Consider the following 19,362-nt stretch of genomic DNA (forward strand, 5'->3'; position numbering starts at 1 on the left):
TCCTTTTGAAAGAATCCGCGATTCTGACAGTAGAAGTAAGAAAACAGGTAAAGCTGTCCAAATGAATCCGTGATTCTGACAGAAGAATCAAGAAAACTGCCAAGGCAGTCAGAAAGAGGCAGTGATTTTGACAAAAGAATAAGGAAATCCGGTAAAGCTGTCCAAATGAATCCGTGATTCTGACAGGAGAAGCAAGAAAACCTTCAAGGCTGTCAGAATGAAACTGTGATTTTGACAGTAGAAGCACCAACGGGCAACTCTGTAAATTAAAAATGAGTCCGAATAACTCACCATACATCCAATGTTAATGTGATAAAACGTATTTTTAATTTTTAGTAAAAATTAAGTAAAATTATTGACCTTTTTTACCTTGCTCTTTACAATGAAAATAGAAACAAAAGTATTGGAGGCAAAACACCGTGGATCTCAACCAACTCTCAGATAAATTTACTGTGGTATTTAACGAAACCGATTACAGAAGCTTCTTCGCGCCTGGGCGCATTAACCTCATTGGTGAGCACACCGACTACAATGGTGGCCATGTTTTCCCAGCATCCATTACAAAAGGAACATATGCGTTAGCAAGAAAGCGCCAAGACAATAAGATCAGAATGTACTCAATGAACTTTGAAGAGCTTGGGGTAATAAAGTTTAACCTTGAAAATCTTGACTACAACAATGCTCATGACTGGGCGAATTATCCGAAGGGCATGCTTCGTTACCTGAAAGAAAAAGGCTATGACATCCCAACAGGTGTAGACATTCTTTTTTACGGGAACATTCCGAATGGTGCGGGTCTATCTTCATCAGCATCAATCGAGCTTGTATCAGGTTTGTTGTTTGAAAAACTGTTCGATCTTGAAATCGACCGTGTTGAGCTTGTAAAAATCGGCCAACTTGTGGAAAATAAGTTCATTGGTGTTAACAGCGGTATCATGGACCAATTTGCAATCGGAATGGGTAAAAAGAATACGGGGATTTTACTAGATTGTGAAACATTAAAGTATGAATACGCACCTCTGGAACTCGATAAACATCTTATTTTAATCATGAACACGAACAAGCGCCGTGAGCTTGCAGATTCAAAATACAATGAGCGACGCAGTGAGTGTGAACAGGCACTTGCCCAACTGCATAAAGAACTCGACATTAATGCACTTGGCAACATCACCAGTGAACAATTTGAACAGCACAAGCATCTAATCGAAAATGAAACATTACAGAAACGTGCTAAACATGCGGTTTATGAAAATGAGAGAACTTTAGATGCGCTTAACGCCCTTAAGGCAGGCGACTTAACAGAGTTCGGCCGCTTACTCAACGCATCACACGCATCATTGCGTGATGATTATGAAGTAACTGGAAAAGAGTTAGATACTCTAGTGGAAGCTGCATGGGCTCAAGAAGGAGTCCTTGGTGCGCGAATGACAGGTGCTGGTTTCGGTGGCTGTGCGATTGCCCTTGTTGAAAAAGACAAAGCGCAACAAATCATCGAAAACATCGAAAAAAATTACGAAGAAACCATTGGCTACCCGGCTTCCTTCTATGAAGTGAGCATTGGAGATGGCGCAAAAGAACTATAAAGGGGGAGCGAATTAATTATGAGTATTTTAGTTTTAGGTGGAGCAGGTTATATCGGTTCACATGCAGTTTATCAATTAATTGACGCGAACGAGGATGTTGTCGTTGTTGATAATCTTCAAACTGGTCACAAGGAGGCAGTTCACCCGAAGGCGAAGTTTTACGAAGGCGACATTCGTGACCGTGAATTTTTACAATCTGTTTTCGAAAAAGAAAGTATTGACGCGGTGATCCATTTTGCAGCAAATTCACTAGTCGGTGAATCAATGATCGATCCGTTAAAATACTACGACAACAATGTATACGGAACTCAAATTGTGCTTGAAACAATGAAAAACAATAACGTGAAATACATCGTGTTTTCATCAACTGCAGCAACCTATGGCGAACCAAAGCAGGTGCCAATCACGGAGGATATGCCAACTATCCCAACGAATACGTACGGTGAGACGAAGCTTGCGATGGAAAAAATGATGAAATGGTCCGAGCTTGCACATGACATCAAGTTCGTGTCACTACGCTATTTCAACGTGGCAGGTGCACGAGCAACTGGTGAAATCGGCGAGGACCATGATCCGGAAACGCATCTAATCCCGGTTATTTTACAAGCGGCGTTAGGAACTAGAGAATTTATCACGATCTTCGGTGAGGACTATGATACGCCTGATGGCACATGCATCCGCGACTACATCCATGTCGAGGACTTAATTAATGCGCACATTTTAGCATTGAAATACCTCCAAAACGGTGGCGAGAGCAACTATTTCAACCTTGGAAGCAACAGTGGATTCTCTGTAAAAGAAATGGTTGAAGCGGCAAAAGAGGTTACACAGCGCGACATTCCTGTGAAGTTAGGAGATCGCCGTGCAGGGGACCCGAGCATTCTTATTGCATCATCTGGAAAAGCAAAGGAAGTATTAGGCTGGGAGCCAAAGCGTACGTCCATCAACGAAATCATTAAGGATGCGTGGAACTGGCATGTAAACCACCCAAATGGATATGAAAGCTGAGGGGAATAGCATGAATATTTATGTGACCGTACAACAGCTAACGGAACAAGCGACAAAGGTCGGGCTCGTTGAAAAAGAAGACAAAATTTACGTTCGCAACCAGGTCCTATCTTTAATCAATCTTGAGGACTTCGCACCAACTGAACGTGTCTCATCTGAAAAAGATATCCCAACACTAGTTGAGGACTTAGTGGAGTATGCGTGCAAACACAAGGTCATCGAGGACTATTTTGACGCAAAAGAGATTCTTGCAAGTAAAATCATGAATACGATGATTCCACTTCCGTCCGCGGTGACACGTCATTTTTACAAGCTTCATCAAAATGACCCAGCTGCTGCGACAAACTATTTTTATGAGTTAAGTAAAAACAGCAACTACATTCAAATGAAGCGAATCGATAAAAACATAGAATATAAGGTGGAAACAAAATACGGCGAGCTTGATATCACGATCAATCTATCAAAGCCGGAAAAGGATCCAAAGCAAATCGCGCTTGAAAAAGAGGCGAAAACTAGTGGTGAGAAATATCCGAAATGCTTACTTTGTGTGGAAAATGAGGGCTATGCGGGCCGCATCGGACATCCGGCTCGCTCCAACCATCGCATCATTCCGGTTCCACTTGAAGGTAAAAACTGGTATTTGCAGTACTCACCCTATGTGTACTACAACGAGCATTGTATCTTGCTTTGCGAAGACCATCGCGATATGAAAATCAGCAAATCGACGTTTGCACGATTATTGGGTTTTGTTGAAAAATTCCCGCACTATTTCATTGGCTCAAACGCGGACATCCCAATTGTCGGTGGCTCAATTTTAACCCATGATCACTATCAAGGTGGAAACTATGAATTTGCGATGGCGAAAGCCGAAGATAATATAAAATTCACTTGGGACCCCTACAGCAACATTGAATTTTCAACTGTAAAATGGCCAATGTCTGTCCTTCGCCTAAGAAGTAGCGATCAGAGAGCTCTAGTTGAAGCGGGTGACCACATTTTACAAGCATGGCGCCGCTATAACGACCCAGAAGTTGACATCATCGCGTTCACTGGGGATACATCACATAACACGATTACACCAATTGCTCGGAAGCGGGACGGAAAATACGAGCTTGACCTTGTGCTTCGCAACAACCGCACAAATGACGAGCATCCACTCGGTATTTTCCACCCACATGCAGATGTTCATCATATTAAAAAGGAAAACATCGGTCTTATCGAAGTTATGGGATTGGCAGTACTCCCGGCGCGACTCAAAACCGAACTGCAAGAGGTTGAAAACTACTTAACTAGTGAAGCAAGCTCTGTCAACCCTATTCACCAAGATTGGGTGCAAGAGCTAAAAGCATACAATCCAACAAAAGAAAACGTTCACGAGCTTGTAAGGCATGAAGTCGGTAAAAAATTCATTCGCGTCCTTGAGGATGCTGGTGTGTTTAAACAAGATGAAGCGGGCCAAGTAGCGTTTAAGAGATTTATAGACCAGTTTACCAGATAGGAGTTTATAAAATGGAAGTCAAAACACATCTGTACGGGATGTTCGATAACCAAGGAGTTAACGCTTTTACATTGGTAAATGACCATGGTCTAAGCGTGACCTGCATTGATTACGGCTGCATTATTACGGAAATTGTTGCGCCCGACCGAAATGGTGTCTTGGAAAATGTTGTACTAGGATTTGACGATCTCGAAGGCTATCTTGCAGACACGAGCTACCAAGGTGCTATCGTTGGTCGAACGGCAGGTCGTATTAGAGGCGGACAATTCGAGCTAAACGGTAAAACGTATTCTCTTGATCTAAATGAAAACAATAACCATATCCATGGTGGTTTAAAAGGATTCAGCAAGGTAGTTTGGGATTCTACTATTATAAATGAAGAAAATAGAGTCGGTGTTGAGTTTAAGTATGTGAGTAAGGAGGGGGAGGCTGGCTACCCAGGAACCGTTGAAATGACTGTGACTTACACACTTAACAACGAAAATGAATTTGTGATTTCTAGCAAAGGAACTCCTGATGAGGACACTATTTTAAATATCACAAACCATGCGTATTTTAATCTATCGGGTGATGTGAAAAATGACGTGCTCGACCATGAGCTTACGATAAAAAGCAGGAAGTTTCTTGAACTGGATGAAAAGTACCTTCCAACGGGCAAGCTCCTAGACGTTACTGGAACAGTTTTTGATTTTCGAAGTGGTCGTAAAATCGCAGACGGTCCAAATTCAAATGATGAGCAAATTGCGCTAGTCGGTCAAGGTTACGACCATCCATTTTTACTAGCCGAAAAAGTAGTCCAGCTGTACGATGAAGCCTCCGGTCGCAATTTGGTGGTAGAGACTAACCAGCCAGCAGTTGTCGTTTATACGAGTAACACGATGAAAGGGTTCCAAATGCGCGGTGGCGAAGCACGACCATACTTAGGCATTTGCCTAGAAACACAAGCGCCACCCGACGCGATTCATCACCCCAACTTCCCGTCCACAGTTGTAAAAAAGGGCGAAGAATATAACTGGGAAACGAAGTATATGTTTTTGACAAAATAGGGACCACGGGTAGGGACCAAGGGGACGGTTCTCCTGGTTCTTCAATGCTAAAAAAATATGGTGCACGCAAATTTTGCATTTTACACGCAAATATCGTGGAACAGACGCAAATCCGGTGGCATGAACGCAAATATCGTGGAGCAGACGCAAATCTGATGAAAACTACGCATATGTCATGTAGAAGAAGCAAAATCGATTACTAATAAGCAATTCCCTATCATAATACAATGAAAAAACAACTATTCCCAAGAAAGAAGGTGAACCATGGCGACGATTAAAGATATAGCGGAAAAAGCGGGAGTCTCAATTGCGACCGTATCACGGGTTCTCAATTATGACGCCAGTTTATCCGTCGGCGACGACACAAAAAAGAAAATATTTGAGATTGCCGAAGCGCTTTCATATAAAAAACGTCCCTCCAAAAAGTCTTCTTCCGCTCGGATTGGGATACTCCTTTGGTACACCGAAAAGGAAGAGTTAAATGACCTTTATTACATGTCAATCCGGCTTGGAATCGAGCAACGCTGTGAGCAACAAGGCATCAAGATGGCCAATTTTTACAATAGCATTGAGAGCATGAAGCAGGAGGAACTTCAGGGGATTATCGCGGTTGGCAAGTTCAGCACCACTCAGGTCGAAGAACTATCAAAAATGGTAGAGCACCTCGTGTTTGTCGATTCAAACCCAGACGAGGATGTGTATGATGCAGTTGTAATTGATTTTGAAAAAGCAACGCGTACGGTACTTAAGCATTTTATTGACATTGGACATACGAAAATTGGCTATTTAGGTGGTCGCGAGGAATATAAGGATCATTCTGCGGAAATTGAGGAAATTCGGGAAAAGACTTTCAAAACGTATCTCCACGAAGCAAACCTATTAGATGAAAGTAATTTATATATTGGAAGCTTTACGGTTGAAGATGGCTACAAGTTGATGAAGCAAGCAATCGAAGAAAAAGGCGACGAGCTTCCAACAGCTTTCTTCGCTGCCAATGACCTGATCGCAATCGGTGCATTGCGCGCGCTTAATGAAGAAAAAATCGATGTACCCAACCGTGTGTGCCTCATAGGCGTAAATGACATTAGTGTATCTAAATACGTCTTCCCACCACTGTCAACTGTTAAGGTCCATACCGAAGTTATGGGTGAAACCGCCGTCGACACAATCCTTGAACGCATCTCAGGGAGACAAATCGCGAAAAAAATATTCATCACTACTAAATTAGTGATACGAGAAACCTAGTCCACCTGACTAGGCTTTTCTCGTCCTATCTCGTTTTGGTATCCAATCCTTACTCTCCAAAAACCACATCCTTTTTAATAGGAAAGAAAGAGTACTAAAATCCCCTTGAAAACCGCGAAAATACGAGAAACCTTAGTCCAATCCTCTCATTTTTCTATTAATGGCAGCTTCTATTTTTATCCTTAAAACGCACAAATGACAAAAAATGGACTCTCTTTTACAAATCCATTACTATTTTTTTAGAGGTGGCCTCCTTTTTACGTCCCACAGAAATGAAAGTGCTTACAAACTATCAGAACTACCATGATGTCTGTCAAGTTACATTTATGTTACAAGAGTTAATGACAAAAGGACTATTTTCCTATCAATTGTAATAAAGGGCTTCGAGAGGCTTGAATTCGAGATATTATGTCGAGGTTTATCAACGTTCTTCAGTTTTATGTAATAACCAAAGGTACTAGGAGGGTAGTACACCTTAGGTAGTAAGTGGGTTCGACAGAAACGACAATTTGTCGAAAAATGTAGATGAAACAGGTCTTTCGTATTGACTTTGATTTTATTTGAATATTCTGTAAAAATTGACCTAATCCGAAATATCGGGTAATTTTTAGTATATATTTGGAAAATGTGTGAACGAATTTTTCGATTTTTACCAAGAATATGGGTTTTGCACTATATGAAACTTATTTACGATAAGCAGGTGATTTTTATGGGAATTAATGTTTCTGCAGCAATTTCACAAGCAAACCAACTTCGCAACTATGCCTCTCAACTTCGTAATCTTAAAAGCTCTCTAGATGGATTTCAAGGGAATATCAACTCAGCTTGGCAAGCGACAGAGGTTCAGTATATCAATCAAGCAATTGCCGAGATCAATCGTGAACTAAATCAGATTGCCTCAAAGCTTGATTCAGTCGCACCAGACATCATTTCAGTCGCAAACCAAATTAAACGCGAAGAAGAGGCTGCTGCACGTGCGGAAGCTGAAGCTAGAAGAAAGGCTGAAGAGGAAGCGCGAAAAGGAGCTGAAATAAACGGACCATATCGCTCTTACTGATAGGATGATAGGTTCAAACGGATAGTAGGGACAATATGTTACGAAACTATAATAATAAGGATTTTGATCTCATAGAGGATGTTGCCTATGACAGGTTAAGTCCAGATGCCATTACAGCATTTCTTTGGGTCACCTTTGTCATTAGTGCATTTATGACTTATTTCATTAGTGATGCAGTGGACTATAGTGTCTACATTACCAATCCGATTTGGTCTACCATTATCAAAACGAATAGCATTCTTTTAGTATTTCATTTACTTGTTACGATTTTTTATTCCATTAAGAAAAACGCGTTTCGATTTCAGCGATTTCAGACCCTTTTATTATGCTTCTTTGGTTTAAAGCTTTCATTGGAATTTTATCCTTTTTATTTTACGGCGGTAGAAGACCGATTTGCCCCAGCTTATATGACAACAATAGGTTTACTTGCAATCGCTCTTGGATTTGTGCTGCTGGTAGTTTCCGTCATTCGAGCGATAGGAAGAGTGAAAAAAGGGGAGCTACGAGAGGATGGAAAAGGGTTATATGATTTCAAGCAATCAAAGGGTTATGTAAGTCTACCAATTATTTTCGGCGCGACAATGCTAGGAGGCGCTATCTCACAAACTTTTTCTAGCATGGGTACACCATTCGGTGATATGCCCGGTCTATTTTTTATCCTATTGCTTAATATCACGATTCAATATGCAGTTGCAATGGTTTGGCCGGAATTCTTCTTGCTAGCCTACGGAAAGTTTCGCTTTGAATCCTTTCGTATAAAAATGCCAAAGCAAACACCGAAAACGGGTGGTCGGAAGGTTAAGCGTTAAAAACAAATATTCCCAACATACTAAAGAGATGAATTGCGATTATTGAGAGGTTTTTAGGTAGGAGATGGCAGGATGCTAAAAGGGGTAAAAGAAGAGGACCTATACATTTTAAAAGTAGTTGCACAACACCGACTAAGCCCAGATAAAATCACTGGATTCTTTTGGCTAACGCTTATCTTTAGCGGGATAATGGTCGGCTTAACTTCATTAGCTTTAAACGAGAGTCCTGTCATTACAAACCCTATCTGGCCAAACATTCATAAAATCGGCGTCGCATTGTTCCTGCTCAACGCAGTTGTAGCTATTTTCTTTACACCTGAAAAAAATGCATATCGTTATCAACGTTTGCAGGCTGTTTTTCTAAGTATATTTGGATTTAAGTTTTCAATAGATTTTTTTTCGTTTTATTTCCTTGCGGCAGAGGATAGAATGGCTCCAGGCTACATGAGTACATACGGATTGATTATCCTCTTTGGAGGGTTAGTGTTAACTGTATACACGACATTACGAGCGCTTAAAAGAGTGAGACTTAGAGAATTCCGAAAAGACGGAAACGGACTTTATAAGTTTAAAGAATCTAAATTTGAGATTGGCATTCCGATTGTTTTTGGCGCAGGCATGATAGCTAGTGCGGTCATGCAATTAATTTTAGATTCAGAAATAGTCCTTGTAAATATGATCGAAGTTCTGTTTGTCTTACTTCTTTGTACAGCTCTTCAATTTACGATTACGTTAGCATGGCCGGAATTTTTATTGCTTACTATTAGTAAATTTCAGTTTGAATCATTCTGTATTCCAAAGATAAAGAGGAAGAAACCGATAAGGCATAATGTACATAAAAAAAGTGCGAAGGTGAAGAAATAGTTTAATAAGTCTTGCTGATAGTCATCAACCTTGGTCCTATAGGGAGACTATGAACAGTTTTTTAAGGGAGAGATTTGCTTTGATATTAACTCTATTTGATCGGGAAAAGGCTTTTACATTTGTGCTACCAGAGCGCATTACGGGGCGTTATATTTTAACGTCTGAGGATGCGAATGGAAAAGCCGCGGATATGATAGCGATTGAGGCGGAGGGCGGCAAATGGTTTTTGAAGTCCAACAAATCCGCGTTTCTGCTAAATGACAAGAAGGAGATACTTGTCAAACAGGAAATTGAGCCATTTAAAACGTACACAATTTCCCGCAATAATGACGCATCTGCACTTTTATATGTAGAGCCACCGACAAATGATCGAAATGAGTATACAAAGCACGAGGTGACAGGAAGCAGCATACGTATCGGTCGTGGCAATGACTGCCACATCCGGTTCTCGAATAAGCTCGTATCCAGCTCCCATTGTGTGATTCAGTACGATGCACAGGGTCATGCGTTTATCCGTGACAACAATAGCTCGAACGGAACATATGTCAATGGAGAACGTGTGAAGGAAAAAGTTCTATCATCCGGTGATGTCATTTACATCATGGGGTTGAAAATTATCTACAACGGCAAGCTACTATCCCTGAATAACCCACATCAATTGGTATTTTTAGACCGCAATGCCTTTCGTCCGTTTGAGGTGCAAAAGCCGATTATTGAAGAAGAGGAACCACTTGACGATTTCCAAACCGAAGAAATAAATGACGACCTTTTTTACCGCTCACCACGTTTTAAGCGGGACATTAAGAGGACAGAAATCAGAATCGACCCGCCACCACAAGAGCGAAACCTTGATGAAACGCCGTTAATGTTCATGCTAGGACCGTCCATAACGATGGGGATGGCGTCACTTTTTATGGGGTTATTCACGCTAAACAACGTGATGGCACGAGGTGGGGACATCACACAAGCGATGCCGACATTGGTAATGTCGTTCAGTATGTTAATTGGAACGGTACTTTGGCCAATTTTAACAAAGCGTCACGAAAAAAAGATGCGTATCAAGCATGAAACAAAACGCCAGGAAAAATACTCAAAATACATTGAAGAAATGGCACAGGTCATTGAAGAAGAATGCGTGCGCCAAAGTGAAATTCTTCATGAAAACCATGTTGCGCTGCAAAATCTCATCTCACGGATTACGATGCGAAAAAGAAATCTGTGGGAGCGCGGAATTGGGCAAGACGATTTCCTTAAGGTTCGCCTCGGGATTGGAGACCTCCCGTTAAATGCAGATTTGAAATATCCTGAGAAAAAATTCACTCTGGAAGACGACAATCTCCAGGATGATCTTTATAAATTGGTGGAAGCACCACACATTTTAAAACAAGTACCTGTTACTTTAAGCTTTGTCGAGGAGTATGTCAGTGGTGTGATTGGGCGTCGCAGTCGTGTGCAGGATTTTGTGAAGGGACTAATTTTTCAATTAACCGCTCTTCACAGCTATGACGAGCTTAAGCTTGTGTTCCTTTACGATAAAAGTGAGGAAGAGTACTGGAAGTTTGCGAAATGGCTCCCGCATGTGTGGGATGAGGGTATGCAGATTCGCTTTATCGCAACAGATGCGACTGAGGTGAAGGAGCTATCTGCTTATTTTGAAAAGGAAATCACAAATCGTGCGGCAATGGATGAGGAGCAGTTAAAGGACCTTGACCAGCATTATTTGATTTTTTCAATGAGTAAGTCACTCGCGTCAAAGGCTGAGATGTTCAACCTCCTTTTAGAGGAGAAAAAGAACATCGGGATTAGCCTTGTCACTCTGTATGATGAGCTTAAAAATTTACCGAAGGAATGTACGATGGTTGTCGAGCTTGCGGACGATATGTCAAAGATTTACGACAAGGATGACATTTCCGGATCGTTCACAGCATTTGATGCAGAATTTTATGAGCGCGATGTTGCTGAGGAGGTTGCGATTCGCTTAGCCAATATCCAGCTTGCATCTTCCGTTGAGGCATACACGTTGCCAGATATGATCACTTTCCTTGAGATGTTTGGGGTTAGTAAAATTGAGCACTTGAACGCATTGACTCGTTGGAAGGAAAATAACCCAGTGTTGTCGATTGAAACACCGATTGGGGTTGACACAATGGGTGAGCTGTTCAAGCTAGACCTTCATGAAAAATACCACGGTCCACACGGGCTAATTGCTGGTATGACAGGGTCTGGTAAATCCGAGTTCATCATGACATTCATTTTGTCACTTGCGGTGAACTATCACCCGGATGAGGTTGCGTTTATTTTAATCGACTACAAGGGTGGAGGAATGGCGAATGCCTTTATAAATCTACCGCATCTTGCTGGAACGATTACGAACCTTGACGGGGCAGCCGTGAAACGCTCATTGATTTCGATCCAAAGTGAGCTGAAGCGTCGTCAGTCCATTTTCAGTGAGACGAGTCGACGTATGAATGTAAGTAATATTGATATTTATAAATACCAAAAGCTGTATCGCGAGGGGCAAGTTTCAGAGCCGCTCCAGCATTTGTTTATGATTTCAGACGAGTTCGCCGAGCTTAAAACCCAGCAGCCAGAATTCATGGAGCAGCTAGTGAGTGCGGCTCGTATCGGACGAAGCTTAGGTGTCCACTTGATTTTAGCCACACAAAAGCCGTCTGGTGTGGTAGACGACCAAATTTGGAGTAACTCGAAATTTAGAATCAGTCTGAAGGTACAGGAAAAAGCAGATAGTATGGAGGTCATCAAGCGACCAGATGCTGCCGAGCTTTCCCAGACCGGCCGTTTTTACCTACAGGTTGGATATAACGAATTGTTCGAGCTTGGTCAATCTGCATGGGCAGGGGCACCGTATTATCCATCTGAAAAAGTGGAAAAATACGTGGATGAAAGCATAAGCGTCATTGACCACTTAGGTCGTGTCATCAAGAGTGCGAAGATTGATCGTAGATCGATGGTGAAAAATCCTCCGAAGCAAATTGATGAAGTGACAGAGTACTTGGAAAATCTAGCAAAACAGGAAAATATCACTGTCAAGCAGCTATGGTTAGATCCGATACCTGCAAAGATATATTTAGATCAGTTAGCTGAAAAATATCATGAAGTGACAACGAATCGCTTTGAGTTGAACCCAGTGATTGGGGAATATGACGATCCAGCGAACCAACGCCAAAATGTGATGAGGCTACCAATCACACAGGATGGCAATACTATCATTTATGGGGTTGCAGGAAGCGGGAAGACGACGTTTGTTGCTTCGATCATGTACTCACTTATGGAATCTCATACACCAGATGAGTTAAATGCCTATCTACTAGATTTTAGCTCGGAAACGTTAAGCTGGTTCCGTGAAGCGCCACATGTTGGGGACGTTCTGTTATCACATGATAGCGAGAAGATTGATAATCTCTTTAAAATGTTAGGCAGCGAGATTGAGAGACGTAAAAAGCAGTTGTCCAATTACGGTGGAGATTTGCAGACATACAACCGCTTGTCAGAGGATGGACTGCCATCGATTGTGATTGTAATCCATAACTACGCAGCGTTTTCTGAAATGTACGAGGGTCACGAAGAGGCGATTTCGTTCCTCACTCGTGAAGGTACGAAGTACGGGATTTATTTTATCGTTACGGCTGCCCATACCGGTGCAGTTCGCTATCGCTTGATGCAAAACTTCAAGCAACTGTATGTGCTTCAGCTTAATGACACATCCGAATATTCAGCGGTGCTCGGAAATGTTGATGGCGTCTTCCCATCGAAGCACAAAGGCCGAGGTATTTTCAAGGCTGACGGCGTGTATGAGTTCCAGGTCGCGCTTATTACTGAGGATGTCGAGGACATGTACCAGTACATCACGGATTACTGTCGACGTTTACGTGACAATTGGGGAAAGAGTGCTGCGAAGCGAATTCCAGTCTTGCCGGAAAAAGTTGATATCGAGTATCTGCATGATGAAATTCATTACAACAAGTCTCATAAACTACCTGTTGGGGTTGAAAAAGATTCGCTCGGGGTTGCGTACTTTGATTTCGGTCAATCATTTGTGAATCTTGTGTTGGCTAGTAGTAGTGAGTCATGCGCAGGCGTGATGCAAGGGATTTCCGAAATCATTCATGCGAATGAGAAAAATGAAGTAATCGTGTTTGACCCGAATGAGGAACTCATCAGAGTTGGAGGGAAGCATGTCTCCAGTGCTTCGGAACTTGAAGAGACTATCATTTACCTGTTTAACACATTGGTGTTCCGCAACAACACAACGAAGGATGCGATTGATGAGGGCGCGACACCACCAGTGTTCGAACCAATTTATTGTATCATCCATTCGTTCAACGACATGATGATGCTTTTATCAGAGGATGGTCAGGATAAGCTGAAAGTATTCCTCGAACGTATCGACGGACTCAATGTATTTATAGTCATCTCAGACCGTGCCGATTCCTTGAACTCAGTTGCATTCGATCCGTGGTTTAAAAAGCAGGTTTCGTTAAGCGACGGAATCTGGGTCGGAAACGGAATTACCGATCAGTACTTAATGAAAGTTTCAAAAGTCACAAATAGCATGTATCAAGAAATCCCAGAGAACTTCGGATACGTGCTGACAAAAGGAAAACCAAAGTTAGTCAAACTTTTGACGGGTTCGGCAGTTCATGAAGAGGAGGCGGTCTACCATGGATAAAGTGTTGGTCGAGGTTTTTATTCCAGCCTCTGGCGAATCCTACGACGTCTTCATTCCGGCCGGGAGCAAGCTCTTTGAAGTCACATTTTTACTCGCAAACACCATGACAGAACTCTCGAGCGGCTACTTCGTCGCAACCGACACAACAGTCGTCTGCGACCGCGAAACCGGCACAATCTTTGACATTAACCAGACTGTGGAAGAGTTAGGATTTTTAAATGGTAAGAAATTGATGCTGGTTTAGGTTTGGGCAGGGATCCTGCGGCCGGATTTTGGCTTAGGGCACAATTAATTGGAGTTAGGGCACAATTCGCTCAACTTAGGGAACAATTTCTCGGAAATAGGGAACAATTCCTGCGGGCGGCTCGTTTCCGGCAATAGCGGAAATTACGGCCATGTCCGATATATTGAAAAATAGGGTTGATATCTCCCCAAAATGGACCGATATATTTCATTTTTGGGTCGATATATTCACAATTTGGAACGATATATTCGAAAAACGGGATGATATCACGGCCCGGGTCATTTATTAATAACCACAAACTAGTAATTCGTAAGGAAGGTGCAAAATGAGGTTACAAAAGAGGGTAGTCTTATTCCTTCTTCTATTCATTCTCATAATAGGAGGAACAGGGTGTATGAGTTCAAGTGGCGCGAGTACAGAAGAGAAAATCGTAAAGCATTTAGAAGAGAAATATAAGGAAGAATTCGAGATTGAGTCTAAGAAAGAAGGTAGCGAAGCCTTCGCCAATATGTATGGAAAGGATCGTTTCATTCTATATCCAAAAGGTGATAACGAAACAGTGTTTGTTGGTCGAGAAAATAAGGATGAAGATGATGTTTATTGGGATAACTATATAACTGCTAATTGGGGGAAAGAGTTGAAGAAAGATTTAGCTGAAGAAATTGAAAAACATCTCCCTGCTGATAGTGAATATAAGGTTTCGGTGGAACCATACTCAGTTAATCTTGATGATGCGTCCTTAAAGGATATAAGTATCCACGACTTTTTGACGAATAATCCAGATGCTAAGGTTTCAATGACTGTTGGCATAAAGACCGAGGGGGAACCCGATGTAAGCCAGTACAGCGAAGGGATATATCAGCTTTATGAACTACTTAAAGGTATAGGAACGTCACAGTATGTCGTGTCAGTTGGCTTTGTAGATAAATCAGATGATATTACAGATTATATTAGAACCTCCTATGTGAACAATACTCCATGGACGAATCTAGATATGAAAGTATACGGAGGTATCAATGTTCATCATCGCTTAGATACTGTCAATCCGCAGGTTGTGGAAGAGAGTTATCAGGCAATTGGGGAGTGATTGAATGTCTCTTGCAAATTTAACCGAGGAAGAGAAGAATATTTTACTTCAATTATCTTATATAGATCTACCGAATGATATATGGGTAAGCGATCAAAATCCCATAAAAATCGGTGATTTTCTAGCAGAGGTAGACCTGGAGCAAAGAGGTCTGCAAAAAGAACGGTATGATAATATTGATGCATTTTTAAAAAACAATCCTGATTCACCTTTACACACGATTCAGTTAGTCCAATATCAAAACCATAATCCAACTCCATACAATAACTCGGATTTGAATTCGAAATCAAAATCTGAATCAGGCTTTGTAGGGTACGGCTTTAAAGATAGTGATGGAAATGCAACAGCTTTATTTCGTGGTAGTGAAGATATGAAGGACCCTGTTCATTTCGATACGGATTGGAAATCGAATATTGAAGCGGGCATTGGGTATGAGATTCAACAGCAGCGAGAAGCAGACGCATTTTATGGAAAGCTTACTACTGGTTTAGATGGGCAAATCTTATTACTAGGTCACTCCAAAGGCGGGAACCTAGCAACGTATGTATATGTAAATAATCTTGGCGACAAAGTCGTTGCTTATGTGTTAAACGGTGCTCCGATTTATTGGAATAACTTAACGACAGAACAGAAAAAAGCTATGATGGGGGATCGATATACATTTGTTGTATACGAGGGCGATATCGTATCACAGACGGGAGTAGCACCCTATGTCGATAAAATTGTAGAAATTAAAAAAGATCCATCCGAATACATGCTAGGAGAGGATAAAGACTTCTTTTATCCACACTATGAAACGAGTGCTGAATTTGATGAGAATGGTAATTATAAAAATTATCGAGACGGAACTTCACTCCCAAGAGCCACGTCCAACGTAATAATGCTGAAATTAAGTGAAGTAATTGATCGATTCAAGCTAACCTATCATATTGGGAAGGCAATGGCAGAAGCAACCATTAAAGTGATTATTTCCATAAAAAAAGGAATTGAAGCTGTTGCAAGCTACATCAAAGAACAGGTCATTAATTATGTAAAAAAGACAATCAACGCTGGACTTAATTTGATAAAAGCTGTTGGTGACTACTTTGATAATCTAGTAAAAAATGTAACTTCATTTTTTGTAAATGTCATAAAAAAAATTGGTGGTTACTTCCCAGTCGAACCGTACTTAAAAGTTAACATCGACAGGCTTTACTACTATGCGCAAAGACTAGAGAGCATCAAACGCCGAGTGAGTGCATTAAATGACAAAATTGATTCCCTTTATTGGGAGGTTGACCTATTAGATATGCGTCATGTGTTGAGCGCGGATATCCTTACTTCTTTTTCTATCAGGCTCAATCAAAACATTAACTACCTAAATACCGCTGCTCGATTGCTTGATTCAAACGAAACCAAGTTAGTTGGGAAGGCGCGGATTATTCGATAGCTATGAAAATGGCAAAGGAGGTAACCCAATGAAGCCTCATGTTCGACGGAAGATTAATAGCATTATCTATGAAATCAACGCCATCTCACGGGAACTCGATGAGATCTCAAACGGACTCAATCGCGAGTTCAAAGGGATTGGCTCTACCAAAAGCGCATCCAGCCTTCAAAGTGCAGCTGACAAATACCGAAGAGTTGGCTATGACCTGAGAAGGATTTGAGAGTTGAAGCTAGCGGGCTGGTGAGTTAGAAAAATCGTACCAGTTTTGTGGATTGTTTTTTGAAAATGGAAACGAATCCGAGGCTTACGTGCCCGAATCGAAAGTTTCGATGGAAAAAGGTAACGCATCAGGGTAATGCGTACCCAATCAGATAGAGTTATAGAAAAATAGGTAACGAATCCCAGCCATGAGTACCCTTTTAGATACTCCTTTTATAAAAAGCGGAACGAAAGCGGGCTAGGATATATCAAAGGGTTAATTTAAACAAAATGCAAACCCAAGCACTGCCCGAAAAACCGTGCGCCAACACGAATCCAAAGTTCTCTCGGCCCTAAACCGAGTTAACCCATACATATTCCATTTAAAGGAGGTGAAAAAACAATGGCACGTTCAATCACAGTTGATCCAGCGAAATTAGAAACTGCGGCTACTCGTATTGACCAACAATCAGCTGACTATGAGAGACTTTACAAGGCTCTTTACACAGAGGTTGAAGGCATGGGTGCAGCATGGCAAGGTACTGATAACATGGCATATGTTTCTCAAATCAAGGGCTTCATGGATGACTTCCAAAAAATGACGAACTTGATGAGACAATACTCTGAATTCTTAAAGATAAGCTCAAAAACATACCGTGAAACACAAAGCGAGGTAGTAAACCAAGCACGTCGCTTAACAAACTAATCTCGTAACCTAGTAATCTACTAAAAAAGGAGGTGCAACAAATGGCAGTAGATGGAATCAAGATTTCCCTTGGCGAGGTTAGTAAAACCGCTGGGCAAATCCGTAACCTAAACCAACAGCTTGCAACTGCATTAGAAGACATCAAGAAGGAAATGAACGGCTTAGCCGCTACATGGAACTCTGACGCTTCTAATACAATTCGCGGAAACTTCAATGCATTGGCTCCACGCTTCGAGGAGTATCGCCAAGTCATTGATAGCTACGCAAAATTCCTAGACAACACAGTTACAAACTACAACGCAGCTGAAACAGCAATTAACAATAACGCTAGCGCATTTAGATAATCCATGAGGAGGGCAATTGGCCTCGCCGGTTGTCCTCACCTCATAACTTTATTCAGCGAAGGCCTAAATTGAGGATGCCAATACTATTCAATTCAGTTGGATTCACCCCTGACTGAATAAAGTTAAGCCTCCGGCGGATGCCACGATTTTTCAAGGGAAATTTCTCGAGAATAGGATCAAAGACTAAGAACGCCACATCCTGTGGCAACGTCTTTGTGACCCACCTCGTGTGGGCCTAAAAATCTGACGCAAATACGCCAAGGCGCATTTGATAAACAATGGGAGTGCAAGAAATGATCAAACATGTTGATTTACATATTGAAAATTACGGTGTTTCGAAATTCATCTTTTATAAGGTGCCAACTGAGCTCCGCGTTGATTTTACAGAAGCTGATAAGCTAAAAAACAACAAGGTTCCAGGGCTTTTGCCATGTGTTGTGATTAACAAGGACGATGAGGCGTACTTTCGCTATGACTTGGTATCTGAGGTGACGCTTGCACAAAGCTCAACCAACCAACTCACCAAAGAGCAGATCCACTCATTTTTCACTAACATCGTCGAAACATTGATTGATGCCGAGCGACTTGGGTTGAATGTGAACAACTTTGTTTTTGATGAGAACTACATCTTTATTGATAATTTTTCAAACAGATTAATTCTACTGTACATGCCGATTAAAAATAATATTTTTGAAAAGGTATCAATCCGGGAATACTTCACCAGCTTCTTACACTCCCACTCCTATGATGAAAATGATGACCTCACCTATTTCGTGAGATTACATAATTATTTCGCGACAGCAGAGGAAATCAATCTATATGCGCTACAAAAAAAGCTGCATGAGCTGTTGTTGAACAAGCCGGTATCACCTCAAAGTTTTAAGAAGCTGCCAATCCAAGATGAGGAACCGAGGACACCGAATTACTATAGTCCTGGTAGTGAAATCAAAGCGACTGAAGAAAATGGCGTAATCACATCAGAATATAGCAGCAAAAGGTCTGATAAAAAGAAAAGCCAAAAGCTCGAGATTGAGGAAGAGGTTCAGTACAAGCGTATCACTCGTACCGAGCTTGCCGAGGGAAATTCCCTGTTAGCTGGCGGAACCTCTATCAACATCAAGCCGAATGTTGGTAGCCCAATTTCGTTTGACACAGATGAACCTGAGGAGGAAGAGGGCACAACTGTCCTAACTGCCTACAAGGAACCAGAAGAGGAAGAAGGCACAACGGCACTTGGTGTGGGCACAAGCTTCCACCAGCAGCAGCCATTCCTAGTCACAGCTACTCAAGAAAAAATCATGGTTTCAAAGCAAGTATTTAAGATCGGCCGTGACCCTCAGGCAACCGATTATACGTCAAAAAATAAAGTAGTTGGTCGAGTGCACGCAGAGTTGATTACCGAAAACGGGGAATATTTTATCATCGACCAGGAATCACGAAACGGCAGCTTTGTAAATGATGTCAAGCTTGTGCCGAAAAACAAGGTGAAAATCAAGCACGAGGACAAAATCAAATTAGCGAACGAAGAATTTGTCTTTAGGCTTTTTTAAGAGG

16 protein-coding genes are annotated in these 19,362 nt (G+C 41.6%); all 16 read left to right on the forward strand.

What is annotated here, in order from left to right:
* Positions 1–419 precede the first annotated feature (419 nt).
* Entirely contained in the window at positions 420–1,583 is a 1,164-nt protein-coding gene (locus V7097_RS06510; protein ID WP_335702800.1) for a galactokinase, read from the forward strand.
* Between the two features lie 18 nt (positions 1,584–1,601).
* Positions 1,602–2,591: a UDP-glucose 4-epimerase GalE gene (gene galE / locus V7097_RS06515; RefSeq protein ID WP_335702801.1), complete on the forward strand. Its 990-nt coding sequence runs from the start codon at positions 1,602–1,604 to the stop codon at positions 2,589–2,591.
* 10 nt (positions 2,592–2,601) lie between these two features.
* Positions 2,602–4,089, forward strand: a complete 1,488-nt coding sequence (galT, locus tag V7097_RS06520) for a UDP-glucose--hexose-1-phosphate uridylyltransferase (RefSeq protein WP_335702802.1) — start codon at positions 2,602–2,604, stop codon at positions 4,087–4,089.
* A gap of 11 nt (positions 4,090–4,100) precedes the next feature.
* On the forward strand, positions 4,101–5,135 hold the full coding sequence (locus tag V7097_RS06525; RefSeq protein ID WP_335702803.1) for an aldose epimerase family protein: 1,035 nt from the start codon (positions 4,101–4,103) through the stop codon (positions 5,133–5,135).
* 264 nt (positions 5,136–5,399) lie between these two features.
* Positions 5,400–6,380 carry a LacI family DNA-binding transcriptional regulator gene (locus V7097_RS06530; RefSeq protein WP_335702804.1) on the forward strand — a complete coding sequence of 327 codons (981 nt, stop codon included), beginning with the start codon at positions 5,400–5,402 and terminating at the stop codon, positions 6,378–6,380.
* 709 nt (positions 6,381–7,089) lie between these two features.
* Positions 7,090–7,437, forward strand: coding sequence for a hypothetical protein (locus tag V7097_RS06535; protein WP_335702805.1), 348 nt, complete (start codon positions 7,090–7,092; stop codon positions 7,435–7,437).
* 35 nt (positions 7,438–7,472) lie between these two features.
* Complete coding sequence (locus V7097_RS06540) at positions 7,473–8,246, forward strand: hypothetical protein (RefSeq protein WP_335702806.1); 774 nt, start codon at positions 7,473–7,475, stop codon at positions 8,244–8,246.
* A 72-nt stretch (positions 8,247–8,318) separates the two neighbouring features.
* Positions 8,319–9,110 (forward strand): hypothetical protein, encoded by a 792-nt coding sequence (locus tag V7097_RS06545; RefSeq protein WP_335702807.1) that lies wholly within the window; start codon positions 8,319–8,321, stop codon positions 9,108–9,110.
* A gap of 79 nt (positions 9,111–9,189) precedes the next feature.
* Positions 9,190–13,800 (forward strand): type VII secretion protein EssC, encoded by a 4,611-nt coding sequence (essC, locus tag V7097_RS06550; RefSeq protein ID WP_335702808.1) that lies wholly within the window; start codon positions 9,190–9,192, stop codon positions 13,798–13,800.
* Positions 13,793–14,044 carry a methyltransferase gene (locus V7097_RS06555; protein WP_335702809.1) on the forward strand — a complete coding sequence of 84 codons (252 nt, stop codon included), beginning with the start codon at positions 13,793–13,795 and terminating at the stop codon, positions 14,042–14,044. Before essC ends, V7097_RS06555 begins: the two co-directional genes overlap by 8 nt.
* A gap of 394 nt (positions 14,045–14,438) precedes the next feature.
* Positions 14,439–15,131: a hypothetical protein gene (locus tag V7097_RS06560; protein ID WP_335702810.1), complete on the forward strand. Its 693-nt coding sequence runs from the start codon at positions 14,439–14,441 to the stop codon at positions 15,129–15,131.
* A 4-nt stretch (positions 15,132–15,135) separates the two neighbouring features.
* A complete protein-coding gene (locus V7097_RS06565) occupies positions 15,136–16,560 on the forward strand; it encodes an Mbeg1-like protein (RefSeq protein WP_335702811.1) in 1,425 nt (474 codons plus the stop codon).
* A gap of 28 nt (positions 16,561–16,588) precedes the next feature.
* On the forward strand, positions 16,589–16,780 hold the full coding sequence (locus V7097_RS06570; RefSeq protein ID WP_010676862.1) for a hypothetical protein: 192 nt from the start codon (positions 16,589–16,591) through the stop codon (positions 16,778–16,780).
* 381 nt (positions 16,781–17,161) lie between these two features.
* Positions 17,162–17,464, forward strand: coding sequence for a WXG100 family type VII secretion target (locus V7097_RS06575; RefSeq protein WP_335702812.1), 303 nt, complete (start codon positions 17,162–17,164; stop codon positions 17,462–17,464).
* A 41-nt stretch (positions 17,465–17,505) separates the two neighbouring features.
* Positions 17,506–17,808, forward strand: coding sequence for a pore-forming ESAT-6 family protein (locus tag V7097_RS06580; protein WP_335702813.1), 303 nt, complete (start codon positions 17,506–17,508; stop codon positions 17,806–17,808).
* 293 nt (positions 17,809–18,101) lie between these two features.
* Positions 18,102–19,358 (forward strand): DUF6382 domain-containing protein, encoded by a 1,257-nt coding sequence (locus V7097_RS06585; RefSeq protein WP_335702814.1) that lies wholly within the window; start codon positions 18,102–18,104, stop codon positions 19,356–19,358.
* Positions 19,359–19,362: the final 4 nt, after the last annotated feature.

This window comes from Bacillus sp. JJ1562, from assembly GCF_036962705.1.
GTDB lineage: Bacteria > Bacillota > Bacilli > Bacillales > Bacillaceae_L > Ferdinandcohnia.

What these genes read in the sequence shown, in the direction of transcription:
- V7097_RS06535 (WP_335702805.1), top strand. Translation starts at nt 7,090, where the DNA reads ATGGGAATTAATGTTTCTGCAGCAATTTCACAAGCAAACCAACTTCGC.
- V7097_RS06530 (WP_335702804.1), top strand. Translation starts at nt 5,400, where the DNA reads ATGGCGACGATTAAAGATATAGCGGAAAAAGCGGGAGTCTCAATTGCG.
- galT (WP_335702802.1), top strand. Translation starts at nt 2,602, where the DNA reads ATGAATATTTATGTGACCGTACAACAGCTAACGGAACAAGCGACAAAG.
- V7097_RS06545 (WP_335702807.1), top strand. Translation starts at nt 8,319, where the DNA reads ATGCTAAAAGGGGTAAAAGAAGAGGACCTATACATTTTAAAAGTAGTT.
- V7097_RS06565 (WP_335702811.1), top strand. Translation starts at nt 15,136, where the DNA reads ATGTCTCTTGCAAATTTAACCGAGGAAGAGAAGAATATTTTACTTCAA.
- V7097_RS06555 (WP_335702809.1), top strand. Translation starts at nt 13,793, where the DNA reads ATGGATAAAGTGTTGGTCGAGGTTTTTATTCCAGCCTCTGGCGAATCC.
- V7097_RS06585 (WP_335702814.1), top strand. Translation starts at nt 18,102, where the DNA reads ATGATCAAACATGTTGATTTACATATTGAAAATTACGGTGTTTCGAAA.
- galE (WP_335702801.1), top strand. Translation starts at nt 1,602, where the DNA reads ATGAGTATTTTAGTTTTAGGTGGAGCAGGTTATATCGGTTCACATGCA.
- V7097_RS06575 (WP_335702812.1), top strand. Translation starts at nt 17,162, where the DNA reads ATGGCACGTTCAATCACAGTTGATCCAGCGAAATTAGAAACTGCGGCT.
- V7097_RS06580 (WP_335702813.1), top strand. Translation starts at nt 17,506, where the DNA reads ATGGCAGTAGATGGAATCAAGATTTCCCTTGGCGAGGTTAGTAAAACC.
- V7097_RS06525 (WP_335702803.1), top strand. Translation starts at nt 4,101, where the DNA reads ATGGAAGTCAAAACACATCTGTACGGGATGTTCGATAACCAAGGAGTT.
- V7097_RS06570 (WP_010676862.1), top strand. Translation starts at nt 16,589, where the DNA reads ATGAAGCCTCATGTTCGACGGAAGATTAATAGCATTATCTATGAAATC.
- V7097_RS06560 (WP_335702810.1), top strand. Translation starts at nt 14,439, where the DNA reads ATGAGTTCAAGTGGCGCGAGTACAGAAGAGAAAATCGTAAAGCATTTA.
- V7097_RS06540 (WP_335702806.1), top strand. Translation starts at nt 7,473, where the DNA reads ATGTTACGAAACTATAATAATAAGGATTTTGATCTCATAGAGGATGTT.